General features: G+C 37.6%; 22 protein-coding genes and 1 other annotated feature. Of the genes, 3 read left to right on the forward strand and 19 right to left on the reverse strand.

The features are described 5' to 3' along the window. Positions 1-2: 2 nt before the first annotated feature. From minC to KFD70_RS22555, 9 genes are all read right to left on the reverse strand, one after another. Entirely contained in the window at positions 3-689 is a 687-nt protein-coding gene (gene minC, locus KFD70_RS22515; RefSeq protein ID WP_336450242.1) for a septum site-determining protein MinC, read from the reverse strand. Between the two features lie 35 nt (positions 690-724). Then, complete coding sequence (gene mreD / locus KFD70_RS22520; RefSeq protein ID WP_336450243.1) at positions 725-1267, reverse strand: rod shape-determining protein MreD; 543 nt, start codon at positions 1265-1267, stop codon at positions 725-727. 12 nt (positions 1268-1279) lie between these two features. Continuing rightward, complete coding sequence (gene mreC, locus KFD70_RS22525) at positions 1280-2134, reverse strand: rod shape-determining protein MreC (protein WP_336450244.1); 855 nt, start codon at positions 2132-2134, stop codon at positions 1280-1282. A 41-nt stretch (positions 2135-2175) separates the two neighbouring features. Continuing rightward, entirely contained in the window at positions 2176-3192 is a 1017-nt protein-coding gene (gene mreB / locus KFD70_RS22530; RefSeq protein ID WP_336450245.1) for a cell shape-determining protein MreB, read from the reverse strand. A gap of 159 nt (positions 3193-3351) precedes the next feature. After that, complete coding sequence (radC, locus tag KFD70_RS22535; RefSeq protein ID WP_336450246.1) at positions 3352-4029, reverse strand: RadC family protein; 678 nt, start codon at positions 4027-4029, stop codon at positions 3352-3354. Positions 4030-4076: 47 nt separating this feature from the next. Beyond that, entirely contained in the window at positions 4077-4652 is a 576-nt protein-coding gene (locus KFD70_RS22540) for a Maf family protein (protein WP_336450247.1), read from the reverse strand. Between the two features lie 200 nt (positions 4653-4852). Then, a complete protein-coding gene (locus KFD70_RS22545; RefSeq protein ID WP_336450248.1) occupies positions 4853-5812 on the reverse strand; it encodes a stage II sporulation protein B in 960 nt (319 codons plus the stop codon). A 166-nt stretch (positions 5813-5978) separates the two neighbouring features. After that, entirely contained in the window at positions 5979-7280 is a 1302-nt protein-coding gene (locus tag KFD70_RS22550) for a bifunctional folylpolyglutamate synthase/dihydrofolate synthase (protein ID WP_336450624.1), read from the reverse strand. Between the two features lie 115 nt (positions 7281-7395). Further along, a complete protein-coding gene (locus tag KFD70_RS22555; protein WP_336450249.1) occupies positions 7396-10041 on the reverse strand; it encodes a valine--tRNA ligase in 2646 nt (881 codons plus the stop codon). A gap of 39 nt (positions 10042-10080) precedes the next feature. Next, positions 10081-10312, reverse strand: a binding site (T-box leader). Positions 10313-10599: 287 nt separating this feature from the next. Here KFD70_RS22555 and KFD70_RS22560 point away from each other — a divergent pair. Then, entirely contained in the window at positions 10600-10794 is a 195-nt protein-coding gene (locus KFD70_RS22560) for a hypothetical protein (protein WP_079999563.1), read from the forward strand. A gap of 27 nt (positions 10795-10821) precedes the next feature. Here the strand turns inward: KFD70_RS22560 and ysxE are convergent, their stop codons facing one another. The 8 genes from ysxE to hemA form a co-directional block, all read right to left on the reverse strand. Continuing rightward, a complete protein-coding gene (ysxE, locus tag KFD70_RS22565; protein ID WP_336450250.1) occupies positions 10822-11847 on the reverse strand; it encodes a spore coat protein YsxE in 1026 nt (341 codons plus the stop codon). Positions 11848-12066: 219 nt separating this feature from the next. Further along, positions 12067-13131: a stage VI sporulation protein D gene (spoVID, locus tag KFD70_RS22570; RefSeq protein WP_336450251.1), complete on the reverse strand. Its 1065-nt coding sequence runs from the start codon at positions 13129-13131 to the stop codon at positions 12067-12069. 172 nt (positions 13132-13303) lie between these two features. Further along, entirely contained in the window at positions 13304-14593 is a 1290-nt protein-coding gene (gene hemL, locus KFD70_RS22575) for a glutamate-1-semialdehyde 2,1-aminomutase (protein WP_336450252.1), read from the reverse strand. Beyond that, positions 14593-15582 carry a porphobilinogen synthase gene (gene hemB / locus KFD70_RS22580; protein ID WP_336450253.1) on the reverse strand — a complete coding sequence of 330 codons (990 nt, stop codon included), beginning with the start codon at positions 15580-15582 and terminating at the stop codon, positions 14593-14595. Before hemB ends, hemL begins: the two co-directional genes overlap by 1 nt. A 30-nt stretch (positions 15583-15612) precedes the next feature. Beyond that, on the reverse strand, positions 15613-16371 hold the full coding sequence (hemD, locus tag KFD70_RS22585; RefSeq protein WP_336450254.1) for a uroporphyrinogen-III synthase: 759 nt from the start codon (positions 16369-16371) through the stop codon (positions 15613-15615). A 2-nt stretch (positions 16372-16373) separates the two neighbouring features. Beyond that, positions 16374-17303, reverse strand: a complete 930-nt coding sequence (gene hemC / locus KFD70_RS22590; RefSeq protein ID WP_336450255.1) for a hydroxymethylbilane synthase — start codon at positions 17301-17303, stop codon at positions 16374-16376. Positions 17304-17318: 15 nt separating this feature from the next. Beyond that, a complete protein-coding gene (locus tag KFD70_RS22595; protein WP_336450256.1) occupies positions 17319-18152 on the reverse strand; it encodes a cytochrome c biogenesis protein in 834 nt (277 codons plus the stop codon). Positions 18153-18168: 16 nt separating this feature from the next. Next, positions 18169-19506: a glutamyl-tRNA reductase gene (hemA, locus tag KFD70_RS22600; RefSeq protein WP_336450257.1), complete on the reverse strand. Its 1338-nt coding sequence runs from the start codon at positions 19504-19506 to the stop codon at positions 18169-18171. A 439-nt stretch (positions 19507-19945) separates the two neighbouring features. Here hemA and KFD70_RS22605 point away from each other — a divergent pair, with 439 nt between their 5' ends. Further along, entirely contained in the window at positions 19946-20398 is a 453-nt protein-coding gene (locus tag KFD70_RS22605) for a MarR family winged helix-turn-helix transcriptional regulator (protein WP_336450258.1), read from the forward strand. Positions 20399-20400: 2 nt separating this feature from the next. Continuing rightward, a complete protein-coding gene (locus KFD70_RS22610; protein ID WP_336450259.1) occupies positions 20401-20817 on the forward strand; it encodes an organic hydroperoxide resistance protein in 417 nt (138 codons plus the stop codon). A 99-nt stretch (positions 20818-20916) separates the two neighbouring features. Here KFD70_RS22610 and ysxC read toward each other — a convergent pair whose 3' ends face one another. Both ysxC and lon read right to left on the reverse strand, forming a co-directional pair. Next, positions 20917-21513 carry a ribosome biogenesis GTP-binding protein YsxC gene (gene ysxC / locus KFD70_RS22615; protein ID WP_336450260.1) on the reverse strand — a complete coding sequence of 199 codons (597 nt, stop codon included), beginning with the start codon at positions 21511-21513 and terminating at the stop codon, positions 20917-20919. Beyond that, positions 21510-23840: an endopeptidase La gene (lon, locus tag KFD70_RS22620; protein WP_336450261.1), complete on the reverse strand. Its 2331-nt coding sequence runs from the start codon at positions 23838-23840 to the stop codon at positions 21510-21512. The genes ysxC and lon overlap by 4 nt, the downstream gene beginning before the upstream one ends. Between the last annotated feature and the right edge of the window lie 16 nt (positions 23841-23856).

The raw sequence follows: 23856 nt of genomic DNA on the forward strand, positions 1-23856 counted from the left end.
AGCTATACAATTCCCCTTTCTAACTTTGTTAAATTAGGTCTAAGATGAGTGAGAAGTTGCAGGCGATCGACAACAATGTGATTGTTCTCATTAATATACGCACATTCTGCCGTCTCTGCTCCGTCTTCTTTCTCTTCCGGAGCCCGCATTGTCAAATCACTAATTCGAAGTTGCATCGGATTCATAACAGATGCCGCGATTACAGCATCTGTATCCCCATAATATCCTGCATGTGCAATACCTCGTAATGATCCAATGACAAAAATATTTCCCCCAGCGATAACCGTTCCGCCTGGATTAACATCTCCAATTAATAATAGATTTCCTTTTACTTGCAATACTTGACCTGAGCGAACAATTTTGGAAACAGGGACAATTTCTGTTTCTTCTTTCCACGCTATTGCTTCAGCTTTCGTGATAACATCACTCTCAATTGAATCGACAACAAGATTTTTTTTATTGCGAATCAAAGTACGAATTTCTTCTTGCTGTACATCTGTCAAATAGCGATTGCCAACTTTAACATGTACTTCGATTAATGAACGTCCATCACCATCATAATAGTGAGTAGAAAGTTTTTCATCCAGTTCTTTCAGTAATTCAGAAAATGAACAGCAATCATCTAAATGTAATGTCAGTCCATCTTTTGTCCCTTTTATCGTTACATTCTGTTGCTTTTTTTCTTCCACTAAAGTTCACCCCAACGATTCAATTCGACATAAAATCAGAAAATCCTTTTTTCTTTTTCTTCCATCGCTTTTGAAAGACGCACAAGATATCGTCTCAGTGGGAAACAAACTAGCAATAAGAAAATTCCATTTAACAATAAAGTAGCAAGGAGACGATCTGAGAAAAAGATATGCGCTGGTATATGAATACGTCCTAGCAACGTTAAAAATCCATATACATAATATTCTAATGCCGCAATACCCGCTAATACAATAAAAGAAACAATGAATAAATTCAATTGCAATACTCTCATTGCACTATACACAAGATACGCTAAAATCGGATAAGCAAATATATACACACCAACAAGTTCTGTATATACAGTATCAAATAAAAAACCAAATAATAGTCCGTAATAAATACCTTGCAAAGGACTAAAATAAACGGTAATAAAACATAGTACAATCATAAAGAAATGCGGAGCTGCAATACTATCTTTCCAAAACAATTCCGTTGGAACTACAGTAGAAAACATATTTTCGAATAAAAACACAAAAAGAAGCAGCAGAGGAAGAATTGCTCTTTTCAAAATAGCCATATCCTCTCCCCCTTACTGTTCTAACGCTGCTGAGGGCATAACTCTTTTTGTAACCATAACATGGTCTACATCATTTAAATCCGCAGCAGGTTTTACGTAAGCTGTTTGTGTTAATCCATATTCATCCGGTGCAACATCTACAATTTTCCCAATTACTAACCCTTTCGGGAAAATATCACTTAATCCTGATGTTACAACTGTTTGATCTTTCTCTACTTTTACATCAGATGGAATCTTTGTGAAAACAAGAGTTTGTTTTTCTTTGTCGTAGCCTTCAATCAATCCAAAAATACGCTCTTGCCCTTCTACTACAGCAGAAATACGATTTGTTCGATTTAGTGAGCTCAATAATTCTACAGTTGATGTAAATTGAGATACACTTTTCACTCGTCCTACTAAACCTTTTGATGTCATAACAGCCATATCCTTCTGGATTCCTTGCTGTTCACCTCTATCGATCCCGATTAAGTCATACCACTTGTCCGGATTGCGTGCAATCACTGTAGCTTGAATTGGCTTATAGTCACGAAGAGAATCTTTTTTATCAATCGTTTCACGAAGCGTCGCATTTTCTTTTTTTAAATCTTTTACTTCAACAGATAATTCAGCATACTTGTCTAATTTTTCTTTTAATGTTTTATTTTCTTCATACGTGCGCTTTACATCTTCTACGTTCTCAAAGAATCCGGCAACATAATTCGCTGGCTTTTGGAATACACGCTCTACAACACCGACAGTATCTTTTACAAACTGCTCTGGCCATGTTAGACTTTTTCGTTCTTTCAATGAGATTCCAATCAATGCCACGAGAAGAATAATACTAACTAGCAAAACAATTAATCTTTTGTTTAAGAAAAACTGTGGCACGTTCACACCCTCTTAATTTCATTGATTTTTATTTTGAAATATTATCGAGCAGTTTTGAAAAGGTCGATATTATCTAAAGCTTTACCTGTTCCAATTGCTACACAGTCAAGTGGATTTTCTGCAACAAGAACTGGCATTTTCGTTTCTTCACTAATTACTTTATCCAAGTTACGAAGCAATGCACCACCGCCTGTTAACACAATTCCACGGTCCATAATATCCGCAGCTAATTCAGGTGGCGTTTTTTCTAATGTATTTTTCACTGATTCAACGATTGCCTCTACTGTGTCTTTTAATGCATCTGCAATCTCTTCAGGTTTAATTAATACCGTTTTTGGTAAACCACTTACTAAATCACGACCACGGATTTCCATTGGTTCAACACCTTCTGGCTCGCCAGCAGACCCAATTTCCATCTTTAATGCCTCTGCTGTTCTTTCCCCGATCATTAAGTTGTAGCTCTTCTTAATGTATTGAATGATTGAATCATCCATGTCATCACCAGCAACACGAACAGATTGACTTGTTACAATCCCACCTAAAGAAATAATTGCAACTTCTGTTGTACCACCACCGATATCAACAACCATACTACCAGTTGGTTCCCAAACAGGTAAGTTTGCACCGATTGCTGCTGCAAATGGTTCTTCAATTGGATATGCATCGCGCGCACCTGCTTGGCGAGTTGCATCGATTACTGCACGTCTTTCTACAGCCGTAATACCAGATGGTACACATACCATTACATAGGGCTTACGAGAGAAAAATCCATTTGATTTTTGCGCTTGTTGAATATAGTATTTCATCATTGTCGCTGTTGTTTCATAATCAGCAATTACACCATCTTTCATAGGGCGAAGAGCCACTACGTTTCCTGGTGTACGACCAATCATTTGTTTCGCATCGCCACCAACTGCTACGATTTGTTTTGTGTCTGTTTGCAGAGCTACAACTGAAGGCTCACGTAAAACTACACCTTTTCCTTTCACATATACAAGCGTATTCGCTGTTCCTAAATCAATCCCAAGATCACGAGTAAAACCACCAAATCCAAACATGTCATCTATCTTCCTTTCTCATTTTCACGGACTCATTTTCTTACTTTATATTTATAATAAAACAGTACGTTTTTATATTTTCTATCCTTTATTGTAAGCGAATGCCTACAAAAAACTCATAAATCACATTATAAAACAAAATAAGTAAAAAGAATAGTCTTAAATATGACCTTTTTCTTTTAAACTCACGAATTTATGGTCACCTATAATAATGTGGTCAAGGACTTCAATCCCAATGATTCTCCCACATTCTACCAATCGTTTTGTCACTTCGATATCTTCACGACTCGGCGTAGGATCTCCTGAAGGGTGGTTATGCAGACATATAATAGAGGCTGCTGCACGGCGAAAAGCTTCTTTGAAGACCTCGCGCGGATGCACAATTGAGGCATTTAGACTCCCAATAAACACAGTTTGCCGATGCATAACTTGATTTTTCGTATTTAAGTATAAACAAACAAAGTGCTCTTGTTGTAAAAAACGCATCTCTTCCATCATATAACTAGCGCAATCTTCTGGACTCCGAATACTATACCTGTTTTGATACTCTAAACGCACCATTCTTCTTCCTAGTTCAAAAGCAGCGATTAACTGAGACGCCTTTGCTACTCCTACACCATGAATGCTTGTCATTTCTTCTATTGTAGCATCTTTCAACATTCGTAATCCGTCAAAATGATATAAAATTTGATCCGCTAATGTTAGAACAGACCCTTCCTTAGACCCCGTTCTAAGTAACACTGCAAGAAGTTCCCGATTCGATAAATTGTTTGCTCCTTCTACTAATAAACGTTCCCGTGGTTGTTCTTCTTTCAAAACATCACGAATGCCGTTCATATTTTCACTCCTTTTTCAATTTTTCGCAAAGAAAACCCCATGCAATTTCACGCATGGGATGCATCACTATCGAACTGTTTTAATTCACGAACAAGACGTGCAATTGGTAATCCAACCACACTGTAATAATCTCCTTGAATATGTTGAACAAAGATGGAACCTTTTCCTTGAATACCGTAACTTCCGGCCTTATCAAGCGGTTCTTTCGATGCAATATACGTATCAATTTCTGCTTCTGTTAACTCCCAAAATGTAACTTCTGTACGCTCATAAAAAGTGACTGTTTTTTCTTTTTCAATAAGTGCAACACCTGTATATACTTCATGTGTTTTTCCTGATAATAGTTGTAGCATTTCTTTTGCCTCATTCTCATCAGAAGGCTTACCAAGAATACGCGATTCATATGTGACAATTGTATCTGCACCTAATACCACACAATCACCATAATTTTCTGCTACAGCAGACGCTTTTTGCAAAGCAAGTGACATTACAATATCAGCAGGTGATGAATATGCACCGATTGTTTCTTCTATTTCACTTACAACAATTTCAAATGGTACACCTGCTAGTTCAAGTAATTCCTTTCGGCGCGGTGACCCAGATGCTAAAATAAGTTTCTTCATATGTTCTCCTTTCTTACATACAGCAGAAAAATATAACTTAATCGTATCAAACAAATATCTTTCCTACAAATTGTAAAAACATCATTTTCTTTTTAGGAAATGATGCTTTCTCACTATATAGCGAGAAAACATTTCTATAGATATATCATCCAAAAGAAAAGAAAGAAGTATACACACTTCTTCCCTCTTACTCCATTATCCTACTCTTTTGCTTTTTTCGAAACCACTTTTTCATAAGAAAGTAAACCATCAATGATAACTTGATTCAATTTACCTACTGCTTCTTTATCAGTCTTTCCTTCTTTTATTGTATGCATAGCTACTGATGCATACGTATATATTTTTTTTACATCCTCACGCTTAATTAATTTCCCTTCTTTTTCAATTGCCTTCCATTCCTTTTCAATAGCCTCTATTTCTTTTTGATTACTTTTACTTCCAGATTGTATACTAGTCAAGTATTTTACAAAATGCATGTATAAAGGCTGCAACTTACTTAACAACGGACCAGATTCTTTATCATTTTTCAATAATGCTTGATCTGTAATTTCCCATTTCTTTTTCAAAACTGATACGCCATCTTTTTTATATTGTCCGACTAATTGATCTACGGATTGCTCATTACTAGAAATTCCAACTACAAGTGAATACTTATCATTATTTGGTTTAATAGCTGCCACGCTCCCATTATCTTTCCACTCCTGAATAGCTGCCTGTCCTTTTTCTTCAGAAGAATAAAGACCACCTTGTACGAAATATAAGGTGATTGGTTCTAAAGCAGCGCTATTTCCCACTTTCGGTTTTTCTGCTTTTTTCTCTTCAGGCGTTATTTCTTTTTGCTCTGCTCCATTATTCTTTTCTCCACTTGTTACCGTAGCTTCCCGAACCGTACCTTGTCCCGTTAACAAGTGAAGCATTCCCATCCCTAACACTGTGCCAATAACAATTGCGGTAGTAACTGTAAAAATTAGTATATTACTCCATTTCTTTCGGCGTTGCCGAATAGATGATAACTTATTTTTTTGAAACGGCACTACATTTTTCGATGTTTCACCATCCACTACCATCCAATCAAATTCTTCTTTTTCTTTCTTCTTTTCCTCATACTTTGCTTCCGTTCCATTTACTTTAACCGAGATTGTTCGTGATTGCTTGTCCATACCCTCACACCTCACCTCTTATCATTGTCCGCATCATAACATATTCACTTCACAAAAAAACGAGATATTTGTCGGAGAGGTTCGTCAAATTGTCCCATATAGTTATCCTATATGTATGCATTTGACTTCATTTGTAGAACAAAAAACTAGGACAGCAGTTGCTATCCTAGTTTTTTTCACGAACGTATTTTCGAACTTCTGAAATGAAGTAAAGGGAGCCTGTTATGATGAAAACATCCTTTTCTTGTAGCTTGCTCATTTTCGTATCAATCGCTTCTTTCCAATTCTCAAAAACTTGTTTTGATTCCTTATTTGAATGAGTAGCAAGGTCCTTAGCGGAAATCGCTCGATCAAATATAAATGTTGTAAAAATTATTTCATCTGCTACGGTTTCAAGCGTACCAACCATGTTGTCTAATTGCTTATCACCAAGAGCTGTAAATAAAACGATAACATTTTTATCGCTATAATGAGCCTTCACCGTTTTCACAAGACTTGCAATTCCTTCTGGATTATGGGCACCATCTATAATTACGTCTGGATTACTTTGTAGTCGTTCAAATCGGCCAATCCAATATGCTTCACTTAATCCTATTCGAATATCCTCTTCCTCCAGTAAGAATGATAAGTATGTTTTAAGATACATAACCCCCATCAATGCTAGTGCTGCATTTCCTACTTGATGATTTCCTTTCATTGAAATCCGAACTTCCTCAAACGAAGCGAACGGACAAGAGAAATCAAAGTGTTCTCCATCTTCATCGGAACGCTGGTGAATTGCTTTAAATTGCTTTCCAAGTTCATAAAGGTTTGCATTTTTTTCTTTGGCAATCTTTTGAATCACCTCAAGTGCTTCTTCATCCTGCACACCTGTAATAACAGGAACACCAGATTTAATAATGCCCGCTTTTTCATACGCAATTTCTGCTAGTGTATTCCCTAGAATATGCATATGGTCATGGCCGATATTTGTAATCATTGTAAGAACTGGATGAACGACATTTGTAGAATCAAAACGACCTCCAAGTCCTGTTTCAAACAAGACAATATCGCAGAAGTTTATTTTACCAAAATAGCAGATTGCCATTACTGTAATAATTTCAAACTCCGTTGCTTCTCCTAAATTTGTTTCATCTAATTTTTCTACAACTGGTTTGACCATATTTACAAGTTCAACAATGTCTGTGTCTGCAATTGGTTTTCCATTCACACCAATTCGTTCATTGAATGTTTCAATGTATGGAGAGGTAAATGTCCCGATCTTATATTTTCCCGCTTCTAGCATATAACGCATATATGTTAAAGTTGAACCTTTTCCATTTGTTCCTGCAAGATGAACACACTTTATATGACGCTCAGGATTTCCAAGTTCCTCAAGCATCCACTGCATTCTTTCTAATCCTGGTTTAATGCCAAACTTTAATCGGCTATGAATCCAGTCTATCGCTTCTTCGTATGTATGTACCACGCCTGCCATTCCCCTTTCAAATCAACAAAAAGAACTAATTTAACAAATTACCTTAACTCTATTATACGCAATTAAAAGAGACTCACCAATATGGTGAGTCTCTTTGGAACAACTTTTATTTTTGAAGATCAGCTAAACGTTGGCGAACTGCCTCACGTTTTTCTAGATAATCTTGCTCTTTTGCACGCTCTCCTTCAATAACTGCTGCTGGAGCTTTTGCTACGAAACCTTGGTTTGCAAGTTTTTTCTGTACGCGCTCTACCTCTTTATCGAACTTCTCAAGTTCTTTTTCAAGGCGTGCTTTCTCTTCATCAAGATTGATTAGATCAGCTAACGGTAAGAATAACTCTGCACCTGATACGATCGCAGTCATCGCTTTTTCTGGTGCTTGTAAATCTGTTTGAATTGTTAATTCACTTGGATTACAGAAACGCTCAATGTAAGAGCTGTTTTTCGTAAGTTGTGCTAATACTGCTTCGTCTTTTGCTTTAATTTGCAATTGAACTTTTTTGCTCATTGGCGTATTTACTTCAGCACGAATGTTACGAACAGAGCGAATGATATCAACTAGAAGATGCATTTCTGCCGCTGCTTCTTCATCTTGTAAATCTTCGCGAACTGTTGGCCATGCAGCTACTGTAATAGACTCACCTTCATGAGGTAAATGCTGCCAGATTTTCTCTGTCACGAACGGCATGAATGGGTGTAATAGACGCATCGTTTGATCTAATACATAAGCTAGAATAGAACGAGTCGTTTTCTTCGCTGCTTCATCTTCACCGTATAATGGAATTTTTGCCATTTCAATATACCAGTCACAGAAGTCATCCCAAATGAAGTTGTATAAAGCACGGCCAGCTTCACCGAATTCATATTTATCCATATTACGAGTAACACTTTCAATCGTTTCATTTAAGCGAGTTAAAATCCACTTATCTGCAACTGATTTTTCACCAGTTAAATCAATATCTTCATATTTCATATCATCCATGTTCATTAATACGAAACGAGATGCATTCCAAATTTTATTAATAAAGTTCCAAGTAGATTCTACTTTCTCCATGCTGAAGCGTAAATCTTGTCCTGGTGCACTTCCTGTTGATAAGAAGAAACGCATTGCATCCGCACCATATTTGTCGATGACATCCATTGGATCAATACCGTTACCAAGAGATTTACTCATTTTACGCCCTTGCTCATCACGAACTAAACCGTGAATTAATACATCTTTAAATGGACGCTCTCCTGTAAACTCTAAACCTTGGAAAATCATACGAGATACCCAGAAGAAGATGATATCATAACCAGTTACTAGAGCATCTGTTGAATAGTAACGTTTGAAGTCTTCTGCATCTTCATTTGGCCAACCAAGTGTTGAGAATGGCCATAACGCTGAGCTAAACCATGTATCAAGCACATCGTTATCTTGATTCCAGTTTTCGATATCTGCTGGTGCTTCTGTACCTACGTATACTTCACCAGTTTCTTTATGATACCAAGCTGGAATTCGGTGTCCCCACCATAATTGACGAGAAATACACCAGTCATGAATGTTTTCCATCCAGCGTAAGTATGTGTTCTCGAAACGATCTGGTACGAACGTTACTTTTTCTTCTTCTTTTTGTTGCAGAGCAACAGCCTTTTCTGCAAGTGGTGCCATTTTTACGAACCATTGTGTTGATAAGTAAGGCTCAACAACTGCTCCGCTACGCTCACTATGACCTACCGCATGCATATGAGGCTCGATTTCTACTAATACGCCAGCTTCTTGCAAGTCTTTTACTAACTCTTTACGGCATTCGAAACGATCCATACCGTTATACTTACCAGCTTTTTCGTTCATTGTTCCATCTTCGTTCATTACTAAAATGCGTGGTAAGTCGTGACGGTTACCTACTTCAAAGTCATTCGGATCATGAGCTGGTGTGATTTTTACAACACCCGTTCCGAAATCTTTCTCTACATACTCATCGGCAATAATCGGAATTTCACGCTCTACGATTGGAAGTGTAACTGTTTTTCCGATTAAATGCTTGTAACGATCATCTTCTGGATGAACTGCTACTGCTGTATCACCAAGCATTGTTTCTGGACGAGTTGTCGCAAGACGAATGTGACCAGAACCGTCTGTTAATGGGTAATTCATATGGTAGAATGCACCTTGAACATCTTTATGAATGACTTCAATATCAGAAAGGGCAGTACGTGTTGCTGGATCCCAGTTAATGATATATTCACCGCGGTAAATTAAACCTTTTTCGTACAATTGAACGAATACTTTGTTAACCGCATCAGATAAGCCTTCGTCTAATGTGAAGCGCTCACGAGTATAATCTAATCCTAGACCAACTTTCCCCCATTGCTCGCGAATGTGAGAAGCATATTCTTCTTTCCATTCCCATGCTTTTTCAAGGAATTTCTCACGACCAAGATCGTAACGTGAAATACCTTCTTCACGAAGTTTCCCTTCTACTTTCGCTTGCGTTGCGATACCCGCATGGTCCATACCAGGAAGCCATAATACATCGTATCCTTGCATACGCTTTGTACGTGTTAAAATATCTTGAAGTGTTGTATCCCAAGCATGACCTAAATGCAATTTACCTGTTACGTTTGGAGGCGGGATTACAATTGTATACGGCTGTTTTTCCGCATCTCCTTTTGCTTCGAAATATTTGCCTTCAAGCCACCATTTATAACGACCTTCTTCAACGGACATATGATCATATTTAGTTGGTAAATTCTTTTCCGTGTTTGACATTATTTTCCCTCCTTCAAAATAAAAAATGTCCCTCATCCAAAAAAGGACGAGGGACATCGCGGTACCACCTTTATTTACAAACAAATTCAAAATTTGCTTATACTCTTAATTTGATAACGGACAAATCCGTCTTTTCCTAATGAGAATGACTCTGTTCAGAAAAGATGCTCCAGGGCTACCTTCTAACATGACTATCTAGAGAATCTCACAGCCAATGATTCTCCTCTCTGCAGACGTTTAATGTTATACTCTTCCCCTTCAATGCATTTATATAATTGTTATTTATTATATACAATAGTGTAAAAAACGAAACCATATTCGTCAAGATAAAAATATTTTTCAGCAATTTTCTACAATTGATAGATTCCATATTTTCTCACCATCTAAAAATCAGTGTGCAATCATCAATTAGCGTAAGCATTTTTTATAACCTATGTACGAAAAATGAAAAAAGCAGCACAAGCACCTAGGTACTTATCCTGCATACTGTAATATTGCATCTTCATTTTTCAAGATTCATGTTTATTAAATGCTTTCTATACGGAGGAATGATTGATTATGCGACGCTACCGACGCACCTACAATTTTTCAGCCCCTTCATGGGTTAGAAATTTACAAACGATATTTTCTGATTTTGCCATTCCACTTACTATTTTCCAAGGAATTCGCACATTACTACTTCCAACCTTCTTAGATTTCATTATTCTTATTATCTTCGTTGTAGCAACAATCCGTTTACATTTTCAGCCGTAGCCTCACGGCGACTTGAGACTACGGCTATTATTCATTTCCTTGCTGCGCAGCTTGTAATTGTGAAATGAAATATTCTATATTACTTACAAGCCAATGCGCTTGTTGTAACATTTTCACACCTTGAAGTTCTTTCTTTTCACCACGGCTCTGCTGTTTACTTGTATAAGATTGAATTTGCCTAATAAATGGGGACGGATATGTTAGATAAGCAAACATAAGAAGTTGTTCTTCTTTTGTAAACGGAAAATTCTTTTGATACACCTGATACCATTCAAAGCGATCGCTTCTCGCAATTGGATACGTGTTCAATGAGCGGGAATAAAAACGGACAAGTTCTTGAACTGGTGTTGCAAATCCCGACCTTTCTAAGCTAATAAAATAACCGTTTCGTTCATAATCAAATAAAAAATGATTCATCGAAACATTACCATGAATAAAAGAAACGCGTGTTTTTTCTTTCTCTTTCATCGCTTCATGCCACTCGGAAAGCTGTTTCGTTGCAAATTCGCGCGCCCTCATCACATGATGAAAATACGTACAGTACTGTAGTTCAAACGGAGACATATACCATTTTGCCTCAGACTCTACAAGGAATCCCTCTAAGAGTTCCCCATCTTTCTCCCAACGATCAGATATATTTGTATAATGCTCCTCTAATGCCTCTTCCGTATACTTCTCTTCTTTTACCGTCCTTTGATGAAGTAGCGCTAGCGTCTGAAACATTTTATGATATTGATCATTGTCCTCTCCGCTTCCTTCTACTCGCTCTAGCCAAGGCATTAAATAATAACTATATGTTTCGTCGCTCAAAATATGATTTCCATCTGTCGCATGGTAAATCGGGACATAATGCGTAAATCCCTTCTCACGTAAAAATTGAACATGATACATTAAATTATTTCTTTTCAATCGATGAGATGGCAATTTCTTCAATGCATATGGACCTTGATTCGTATAAATTTTTATGACACTCCCATGCTCTTCCATATGATGGACGTCCAATTGATACCGCTGTACTATCGGTGCATAACGATCTCTCAATTCTATATCCATACGAATGATCCTTTCTCATTCAAAACGTAAGATAAAGTGAAACTTTAATCAGTATGCATCTCTTCATCCTCACTGATTATAAGCCTGCACCAACCGGGCTTTTACGGGCGGTTTATCTCCTACCTAACTTCCTCGCCCCTCTCTAAATCCTGAGGTTGTGGTCTTACTGCCCACGATCGCATAATAAAAAGAAAAGAGGTGAAGAAGAAGCTCCTTCACTCACTTTGTCTTCACTCTTGGCACAGGTATATATATAATCTGTCCTGCAGTTAAATATACTTCATCGGTTTGATTCACGCGGTGTAGATGCTGGACAGACGTTTCATATCGCTCCGCAACCGATTCAATTGTATCTCCTTCTTGCACGAAATACATACGTAATTTCGTAAATTCTTCTTCCGGCTCTTTCGTAAACAATTTTGTTAAGTATAATGCATTTTCATCCCGTTGCGAGTAGGCCGCTTCGGCTTCTTCCTCTAATTTCTTTTCCTTCTCTTTCTTAAAATCTTTCCGGCCAAACAATTCAAACTGTGGTGTAGTTTCTTTTGCTAATTCTTCTCGTTCTTCCTCTTCCGGTTCTTCTAGATCTTCTACCTCTTCTACCTCTTCTTCTAACTCTTGTTCTTTACGCTCCTCTAATTGGAAAGGTTCAAATGCATAATCCTCCCATCCATCTGATTCTGTATGGACTGTTACTTCTTCCACTTCCACTTCCACTTCCACTTCCACTTCCACTGGTGCTTTATCCTCATCCACCACTTTTGCTTCCTCAATTCTAGCAACTTCTAGATGCCCTATCTCTTCCTCTTGCATTTCATTCTGTATTCTCTCGTCCTCGCATAATCCAGATATCGATATATCTGCTAATAATTGCAGACAACCGTTTTCCTTTAATTCATAATCAAATTCCTCAATGGAAACATACAATTCTTCAACTTGTTTCACTCGATTTCGCGGAATCGAAATTTCTAATGGAAAAGAGTGTACAAGTTCGTTCACACCATCTTCTCTCGTTTCTACATAATCAATGGATTTCGCTGGAGATGAATCTCGTAATGAAAACGTAGAATCCTCTTGCCTTGCGACGTATTCCCCTGTCAAATCTAACTGCCCTCTCACAATTACTTCATATTCAAGCTCTTCTATCTCAACGTCTGGATCTAACGAAATTGACAAAAGTTCTTCGACTTCCTGTCCTTTTTGGAACCAAACCGATTCTTTTAATGAAAAACGTAATGAATGATCTGTTGCCACTTCTTTTCCCCCTCCCAAACTGTATGTCATTACAGATTTATGTGTCTGGGAGTCATTTTATGAGTAAAAAATCGAACTGCACATGTGAACCTCCTATCGATTTTTTCATATATCAACCAGCAGGCACCACTTATCGGAGCTTCAACAATATGTGACATAACAAAAAAAGGTTGTCAGAAATCTCCTGACAACCTTTTTTTCTTTACGCTTTTAATTTTGACATTGCAATTTCTGCCGCTGCAATCGTTGCTTCAATATCTGCATCACTATGCGCTGTTGATAAGAATAATCCTTCAAATTGAGAAGGTGGTAAGAATACACCTTGTTCTACCATTTCACGATAGTAAGCTGCAAAGAATTCTAAATTTGATGTTTTCGCTGCATCGTAGTTAATAACTGGTTCATTCGTGAAGAAAATACCAATCATAGAACCTGCACGGTTTATATAATGCGGAATGCCATGTTTTTCAGCTGCTTTACGTAGGCCATTTTCTAACATTTCCGCTTTACGTTCAAACTCTTGATAACATTCTGGTGTTAATTGTACTAATGTTTCATAACCTGCTGTCATTGCAAGAGGGTTACCGGATAATGTACCCGCTTGATAAATTGGTCCGCTCGGTGCAACTTGGCGCATAATTTCTGCTTTACCACCATATGCTCCTACTGGCAATCCACCACCAATTACTTTTCCTAAACAAGTTAAATCAGGCGTCACACCGTAATAGCCTTGTCCACAGTTGTAAGCAACACGGAATCCTGTCATTACTTCGTCGAAGATAAGCAGAGCACCATTTTGCTCTGTTACTTCACGAAGTCCTTCTAAAAATCCTGGCTGAGGTGGTACAACACCCATATTTCCTGCTACTGGCTCTACAATTACACAAGCAATATCGTCACCGAATTGTTCGAAAGCATATTTTACACTTTCTAAATCGTTATATGCTACTGTAATTGTGTTTTTCGCTACACCTTCAGGTACTCCAGGACTATCTGGTAAACCAAGCGTTGCAACACCAGAACCAGCTTTAATTAATAGAGAATCGCCATGACCATGGTAACAACCGATAAATTTCAAAATTTTATTACGACCTGTGTAACCACGTGCTAAGCGAAGTGCACTCATTGTCGCTTCTGTTCCAGAGTTTACCATACGTACAATTTCAATCGATGGCACACGCTCAATCACAAGCTGTGCTAATTTATTTTCAATTTCTGTTGGCGCACCAAAGCTCGTTCCTTTTTCAGCAACAGCTTTTAATGATTCTACAACACGGTCATTTGCATGTCCGTGAATAAGAGGTCCCCATGATAATACGTAGTCGATGTATTCATTCCCATCAATATCGTACACTTTAGAGCCTTTTCCGCGTTCCATAAAGAGCGGATTCATGCCAACGGATTTAAATGCACGAACTGGACTATTTACACCACCAGGCATTAAATCTTGCGCTTTTGTAAATGCTTCAATCGATTTATCGAACTTTTTCATTATTGTGCGCCTCCTTCTTGTAACCATCGTGCTGCATCTTTCGCATGATACGTAATAATTAAATCTGCTCCTGCACGTTTCATACTTAATAATTTCTCAAGTACAATGTCTTTTTCATTAATCCAACCATTTTGCGCCGCTGCTTTAATCATGGAATATTCTCCGCTCACGTTATACGCAACAATCGGTAAATTAAAATTATTTTTCACATCGCGAATAATATCTAAGTAAGAAAGAGCTGGTTTTACGATTAAGAAATCTGCTCCTTCCATTACATCTGATTCAGCTTCACGGAATGCTTCCATACGGTTTGCTGGATCCATTTGGTACGTTTTACGATCCCCAAATTGTGGTGCACCGTGTGCTGCATCGCGGAATGGACCGTAAAATGCAGATGAATATTTCACCGCATATGACATAACCGGTACATGTGCAAAGCCATTCTCATCTAAAGCATGACGAATCGCAGTTACAAATCCGTCCATCATGTTAGATGGTGCGATAATATCTGCCCCCGCTTTCGCTTGGCTTACCGCTGTTTTCGCAAGAACTTCTAATGATTCATCATTTAAAATGATTCCATTCTCAATAACGCCACAATGTCCATGGCTTGTATATTGACATAAACATGTATCCGCAACTACTACTAACTCTGGAAACTGTTCTTTAATTTGTTTAATTGCACGTTGTACAATGCCATGCTCACAAAATGCAGAAGATCCAACTTCATCTTTTTCAGCAGGTAAGCCAAATACGATAACAGAACGAATACCTAGATCTACAACTTCTTGCATTTCAGCTTGCAGAAGATCTAAAGAGATTTGATATACATCTGGCATAGAAGGAACTTCGTTACGAACATTTTCTCCTTCTAATACAAAAATAGGATAAATAAAATCTTCTGTATGTAAAAATGTTTCACGCACAAGCGCACGCATATTTCCACTTTGTCTTAAACGACGGTGACGATTGAATTGTAAAGAACTCATAGATTTCTATCTCCCATTCTTTTATTTAGATTATGCATTTTGATTATATTTTGAAATGCACTGTATTAACGCTTCTATTGTATATTCTTTTGGAACGATTACATCGGCAAAATAACGCCTTGCCTCCTGCTCTGTTATCGGTCCTATACAAGCAATTGTACATTTTTTTGTCCATTCTCTCCAGTTTGTACCCTCGAGTAATTTCACAAAGCTTATAACAGTAGATGGACTCGTAAATGTAACCACGTCTATCTTACCAGATTCTAAAGCTGCGATAAGATCTTGTTGTTTCTTATCATTTGTTTTTGTTTCATATACAATAAGTTCCTCTAAGAGTACTCCTAATTCTTGGAGTTTAGTCGGAATCACATCTCTAGCTAAATTCCCTTTTGGAAATAAAATGCGTTCCTTCCCGCTTAATTCTCTTACAAATTCTTCTGCAAAGGTTTCAGCAACAAACGATGTTGGAACAAAACGAACCTCATAACCCCGCTTTTCTAATTCTTGACCTGTTTTCACACCTACTGCAGCGATGTGAACAGTAGAGGGAATTTTCTCTCCTAAACCATCTAAAAAGAACTTTACCCCGTTTTTACTCGTAAAAATAATCCAGTCATATAAGTGTATCTGCTGCGATACACTTTGAAACACTTGCTGAGATACACCTTCCATACGCAAAAGCGGAATTTCCACTGGAATTCCGCTCTCTTTTTTCACTGCTGCACTCATTTGTCTTACTTGATGCTTTGCACGCGTAATCAGTACTGTTTTACCAGCAAGAGCTTCCATGATTACTGTTGCTCCTTAGTTGCAGCGAGGATGAGCTCTTTTGCTCCTTGCTGAATTAACCGCTCAGCTGCTTCTTGGCCAACTCGCTCTGAATCCATACCTGTAACTGTTTCTTTTAACAAAACAGAACCGTCCATCGAGCCGACAAGAGCTGTTAATTCAATTTCATTATTCTCCGCAAGTGTTGCATAGCCAGCAATCGGTACTTGGCAGCCACCTTCAAGTTTGTGAAGGAACACTCGTTCAGCCGCCACTGTTCGTTCTGTTACAGCATCATTGATATGTGATAATAATTGCAATAAATCTTCATCATTCTCACGGCACTCAATTGCTAAAGCTCCTTGTCCTACAGCTGGTACACATAATGTTTCATCTAAATGCTCAGTAATCACATCATCATCCCAGCCCATTCTTTGTAATCCAGCTGTCGCTAAAATGATTGCATCATAGTTTTCTTCTTTTAATTTACGTAATCTCGTATCAATATTCCCACGAATCCATTTCACTTGTAAGTCTGGTCTAGCAGCTAATAGCTGTGCACTACGTCTTAAACTACTCGTACCAAGAATTGCACCTTCCGCTAAATCCTCAAATGATGCCCCGTTTTTTGAAATGAACGCGTCACGTGGATCAACACGCTTTGGTATACATCCAATTGTTAATCCATCTGGAAGCACAGCTGGCATATCCTTCATGCTATGTACAGCCATATCGATTTCTTTCGTAAGCAATGCATGCTCAATTTCTTTTACAAATAAACCTTTACCGCCTACTTTTGAAAGTGTTACATCTAAAATAACATCGCCTTTTGTAACAATTTCTTTCACTTCAAATTCATATGGTAAACCAAGCGCTTTTAACTGATCAATAAACCAATTTGTTTGCGTTAACGCTAGCTTACTCTTTCTCGAACCGACAATAATTTTGCGCATAATTTTCTCTCCTCATTATAAATACCAAAAGTGGAAGTTGGATAAACTGCTTAATAGGAAAATATTAATTAGCATAACGAGAAAGGCAGCAATATTCCAATTTATAATCTTCTTACCTTGCAATATATCTGATCCTCGTAAATATAACCCCATGCAATATACAAATAAAACAACAAAAGACCCGATTACTTTCGTGTCATACCAATGGAAATTATCTAACTTTGTATATCCCCATATACATCCCAGTAAAATAGCTAACAAGAAAAAAGGAACAGAAAATAGATTTAGTCCATAAGACATTGACTCAAGTTTCGGTAAATTTCCTAACCTTCTTAATCTTGCATTCCATTTCTTTTGTTTTAATAATCGATATTGCAATAAATACATAATCGAAAAGATAAACGATACTGTAAACGCCGCATAGGAAATAATCGCCATTCCTACATGTACGTATACAAGTTCTGAAACTAATTGATGCGCAAGTACCGGCGACATTTTTCCAAGCGGAGTAAAAATAGAAAAAGCGCTTACGCCAAACGCAATGACATTTGTAAAAAAGACTAAAAAGTCAATGCGCATAAATCGATTGATTACGAGCGACATTGTAATTAATAACCACACATAGAAATAAATTCCCGACAATAACGTTAAAATCGGATGCGTCTCTGATTCCGTAGCCCGAAGTAACATAAAAATAGACTGCAATATCCATACAATTGCAAGTAACCAAAAAGCAATTCGATTCGCCTTTCGGTTACTTTGAAAATAATCTATAAAATATAAACTAATGCTACAAGCATATAAAATAATTGCGATATGATAAATAATACTATTATTTAAAAAGCCCATCCGATCATCCTTCCAGTTATAAAGATGGAACGGATGATGTCCACGCTCGTTTATGTTCTCGTTCTTCCGTTTGTTTCACAGCCTCTTCTTGCACTTCTAAATCAAAAATCTTCGCGAATAAAGCGAGCTTTTCCGCAGCTTCCCCTTCAGCTGCCAACTCTTTCGCTACTAAAATTGGATCCTTTAGCAATTGATTGATAATGCTTTTCGTATGCTTACTAATCACTTTTCTCTCACGATCACTAAGCGTTGGAATTTTTCGTTCAAGACTTTGCATCGTCTCACTTTGAATTGCCAATGCTTTATCACGAAGAGCTGATATTAATGGAACAACACCCAGCGTATTTAACCACGCTTTAAATATAACGATTTCCTCTTCAATCATAAGTTCAATTTTTTCTGCTTCTTTCAAACGCTCCGCACGATTTGCTTCTACTACGCCTTGCAGATCATCAATATCGTACAAGAAAGAACCCTCTAGCTCATCAATTGCTGGATCAATATCACGCGGTACTGCAATATCTACCATAAATAACGGGCGACCACAGCGCATCCGTTCCACTCTTGTCATCATTTCTTTCGTAATCACATAATCTGAAGCGCCAGTTGAACTAATTAAAATATCCGCTTCTAAAAGCGCACATTGCAATTCACTTAACGGTTTCGCATGTCCCATATATTTCTCAGCCATTGTTTCCGCTTTCGTAAACGTACGGTTCATAACGGTTACTTTACGCGCTCCGCTTCCGTACAAGTTTTGCAATGCAAGTTCGCCCATTTTTCCAGCGCCAAGAATTAAAACGTGACAATCTGTTAAATCACCGAAAATTTTCTTTCCAAGCTCAACAGCTGCATAACTAACCGACATTGCACTTTCACCAATTGTTGTTTCTGAATGAGCACGCTTCGCTAACGTAATGACTTGTTTAAACAATTCATTAAAAATTGTACCAGTTGCTTTCACTTCTTGCGCCTCTAAGAAGCTATTTCGAATTTGACCTAAAATTTGCGTTTCACCAACTACCATAGAATCTAATCCGCACGTTACACGGAATAAATGTTCAATCGCACCATCTTGTTCAAAAATAGACAAGTATGGCGACACTTCTTCTATCTCAAGCTGAAACCAATCAGCTAAAAACTTCTTAATGTAATATCGTCCCGTGTGTAATTGATCGACGACAGCATAGATTTCTGTGCGGTTGCACGTTGATACAATGACATTTTCTAACACGCTCTTTTGATTTTGTAACGTTGTCATTGCCTGCTCTAACTCTGCTGCCTGAAATGTGAGTTTCTCACGAAATTCTACAGGGGCTGTTCGATAATTTACACCAACAACAAGAATATGCACGCAGCATGTCCCCCTTCAACCGTTTTATCACCTATCTACTATCATAATACAACTTTCCTGTTATGAATCTGACAATCGTGTGAACATCGACAAATTATTTCTTGCTGATTTTCACACCTAGCAGGAAATACGTTACCCATCTGCATAAATCCCTTACTTTATAATCATTATAAAATAATAACTCTATTTGTACGTTACCAAAAAAAACTGTCAGAATCAAGTGATGGAAACTATTCCATAAGGATTGGAAGGCTATCTTTTTTATCTTCTTTCATCATACAGAAAAATATGTATGATTGTTCCAAAATGTAACAATTTCTTTCATGTGACACATTACTCAACATTTTTTCGTTGCAATGTATTTGACATCTCATTTCTTTTTCGTTATATTTATTTTACAAAATTAAATTGTGCACAATTTTAAAAAGGGGGGATGTTTATGAAAGAGAATTCTTTACATCTCGATAATCAACTTTGTTTTTCTATTTATGCCTGTTCTAAAGAGGTAACACGCTTTTATCGGCCTTATTTAGAAGAAATGGGTATTACGTATCCACAGTACATTACATTATTAGTACTTTGGGAACAAGATGGATTAACTGTAAAAGAAATTGGCGAACGTCTATTTTTAGATTCTGGTACATTAACACCTATGTTAAAACGCATGGAAACATTAGAATTAGTTACACGTGTTCGCTCTAAGGAAGATGAACGCAAAGTGTGTATTGAACTAACAGAAAGAGGATACGCTTTAAAAGAAAAAGCTTGTTCATTGCCAGAAACTATGGCTACCAATTTAGGAATTACAGAACAAGAATATCGATCATTATTAATTCAATTAAATCAATTAATTGAAACCATGAAAACAATCAATGATAGAAAAGGGGAATAAACATGGAAAAATTATATACAGCAACTGTAACTGCAACAGGTGGAAGAAATGGGAAAGTTGTTTCTGAAGACGGCATTCTAAACCTTGATGTGAAGATGCCAAAAGCATTAGGCGGTATGGGCGGTGAAGCAACGAATCCAGAACAATTATTTGCAGCTGGCTATTCAGCTTGCTTTGATAGTGCTCTGCAGCTAGTTATTCGTACAAAACGTGTAAAAGTAGAAAGTACAGAAGTAACAGCCCACGTTTCCATTGGAAAAGATACAGATGGTGGTTTTGGATTATCTGTTGTACTTGATGTACGTGTAGTTGGCGTATCTCATGCTGAAGCACAAGAACTTGTAGAAGCTGCACATGGCGTATGTCCGTATTCAAAAGCGACTAGAGGGAATATTGAAGTTACATTAAATGTACTGTAAAGAGGTGTTCATAAGGTCCGGTAAAGATAGTTGTCTTATTTCTTTATCCCCTCTTTGCATTTGTACTATAATAAGAAACAAAAAACGTGCGACGAATTGTCACACGTTTTTTGTTTTCGTAAACTTATGAATGGCTTTCCAAGCTTCTTCTTTTCCAAGCCCTGTTTCTGATGAAAATAGAACAACCTCATCGCCAACCTCGACATCAAGCGTTTCTTTTACAACCTTCAAATGCTTTTGCCATTTCCCTTTCGGAATTTTATCAGCTTTCGTTGCAATGATAATCGTTGGAATTTCATAATGCTTTAAGAAATCGTACATCATCACGTCATCGTTTGTTGGTGGATGACGTAAATCAACTACTAATACAGCCGCGTCTAATTGCTCACGCGTTGTAAAGTAAGTTTCAATCATTTTGCCCCATGCCGCTCGCTCTGATTTTGATACTTTCGCATAACCATAACCAGGAACATCGACAAAGTGCATCATTTCATTAATTAAGAAAAAATTCAACGTTTGCGTTTTTCCTGGTTTAGAAGAAATACGTACTAACTTTTTACGGTTTAAAATTTTATTAATAAAGGAAGACTTCCCAACATTAGAACGACCTGCTAATGCAATTTCTGGTAAGTCACCATCTGGATATTGTTCTGGTTTAACAGCACTAATAACAATATCTGCTTTTGTTACTTTCATTGTTTCACTCCTACTAATGCATGCTCCAATACTTCATCTAAATGAGACACAAGCACAAACGTAAGATTTTCTTTTACGCTTTCTGGAATATCATCTAAATCTTTTTCATTTTCGGCTGGCAAAATAATTTTTGTTAAGCCCGCGCGGTGAGCACTTAATGTTTTTTCTTTTAAACCACCGATTGGTAATACACGACCACGAAGTGTAATTTCACCTGTCATCCCTACTTCTTTGCTTACAGGTACACCTGTCAGTGCGGAAATAAGCGCCGTCGCCATCGTAATACCAGCTGATGGGCCATCCTTTGGAACCGCCCCTTCTGGAACGTGAATATGGATATCATTCTTTTCGTGGAAATCTGGATCAATATGAAGCTCTTCTGCACGAGAACGAATATAGCTAAATGCAGCTTGTGCAGATTCTTTCATAACATCCCCAAGTTTCCCTGTTAAAATTAATTTTCCTTTTCCTGGTGCTACAGACACTTCAATTGCAAGCGTATCACCACCAGCAGCCGTATACGCTAAACCAGTTGCCATCCCAACTTGGTCTGTCGTTTCAGCTTGTCCATAACGGAATATATGTTTACCAAGTAAATCTGTAATATTTTTTTCCGTTACAATAATACGTTTACGCTCTTCTGTAACGATGATTTTTGCTGCTTTACGACAAATCTTTGCAATTTGACGTTCTAGTGTACGAACACCAGCCTCACGCGTATAGTAGCGAATAATCTCAAGCAACGCATCATCGCGCACTTGTAGATTTCCTTTTCGCAAGCCATGTTCTGTTAATTGCTTCGGTAATAAATGTTCACGAGCAATATGTACCTTTTCAATCTCTGTGTAACCAGCAATTGAAATAATTTCCATACGATCAAGAAGTGGACCTGGGATGCTGACAAGTGTATTTGCAGTTGCAACAAACATTACCTTTGATAAATCATACGGCTCCTCGATATAATGATCGCTAAAGTTATGGTTTTGTTCTGGATCTAATACTTCAAGTAACGCCGCCGATGGATCACCACGGAAATCATTAGACATCTTATCAATCTCATCTAATAAAAAGACTGGATTTATTGTCTTGGCCTTTTTCATTCCTTGAATAATACGACCTGGCATTGCTCCAACATATGTACGACGGTGACCACGAATTTCAGATTCGTCACGAACACCACCAAGGGAAACACGAACAAAATTACGATTTAACGATGTTGCAATCGAACGCGCTAAAGATGTTTTCCCCACACCTGGCGGGCCAACTAAACAAAGGATCGGTCCTTTTAAAGAATTTGTTAGCTTTTGAACAGCTAAATATTCTAGCACACGTTCTTTCACTTTCTCAAGACCGTAATGATCTCTATTTAAGATTGTTTCAGAATGCGCTAAATCGATCATATCTTCTGTTGCTTCTGTCCACGGAAGCGCTAATAACCAATCAAGATAATTACGAATTACACCGCTCTCCGCAGAGCTTACTGGTAACTTTTCATAACGATCTAATTCTTTTAAAGCAGCCTTCTTCGTTTCTTCTGGCATTCCTGCCTCTTCGATTTTTTCACGAAGCCCTTCAACTTCGCCGCCTTTACCTTCTTTATCACCAAGTTCTGTTTGAATCGCCTTCATTTGTTCGCGCAAGAAATATTCTTTTTGCGTCCGTTCCATCGAACGTTTCACTTTTTGACCAATTTTCTTTTCTAAGCTCAGTAGCTCTTGTTCGTCTTGAATGATAGAAATGAGTGTATGTAATCTTTCTTTTACAGATAAGATTTCTAAAATCTCTTGCTTTTGTTTTGTTTTAATCGGTAAATGAGAAGAGATTAAATCAGCTAAGCGACCCGGTTCTTCTACATCCACTACTGTTGCAAATGTTTCATTCGATACTTTTTTCGAAACTTTAATGTATTGCTCGAAATGTTCTAGCAACGTGCGCATAAGGGCTTTTTCCTCTAGAGTGCCCTCTTCTTCTTCTGTTACCGTTTGAATCGAAACTTTTACTACATCTTCTTCTTCAATAAACTCAACTATTTCTGCTCTATGTAAACCTTCTACAAGGACACGAAGCGTGCCGTTCGGCAGTTTTAACATCTGCTTTACTTTCGCTACTGTACCCACACTATATATGTCATCTTCTTTTGGATCATCGATATTCATTTCTTTTTGCATTGCTAAAAAGATGATATTTTCATCCATTGCTGCCTGCTCTAGTGCTTGTATTGATTTATCACGTCCTACATCAAGATGCAGAACCATCGTTGGATATACGAGAACGCCTCTTAATGGTAGGAGGGGCACAATTCTTTCGTTCGTATTCATACTAGACATAGCACCTCCATAATAA

It is taken from the genome of Bacillus pfraonensis (genome assembly GCF_050768835.1).
Taxonomy (GTDB): Bacteria; Bacillota; Bacilli; order Bacillales; family Bacillaceae_G; genus Bacillus_A; species Bacillus_A pfraonensis.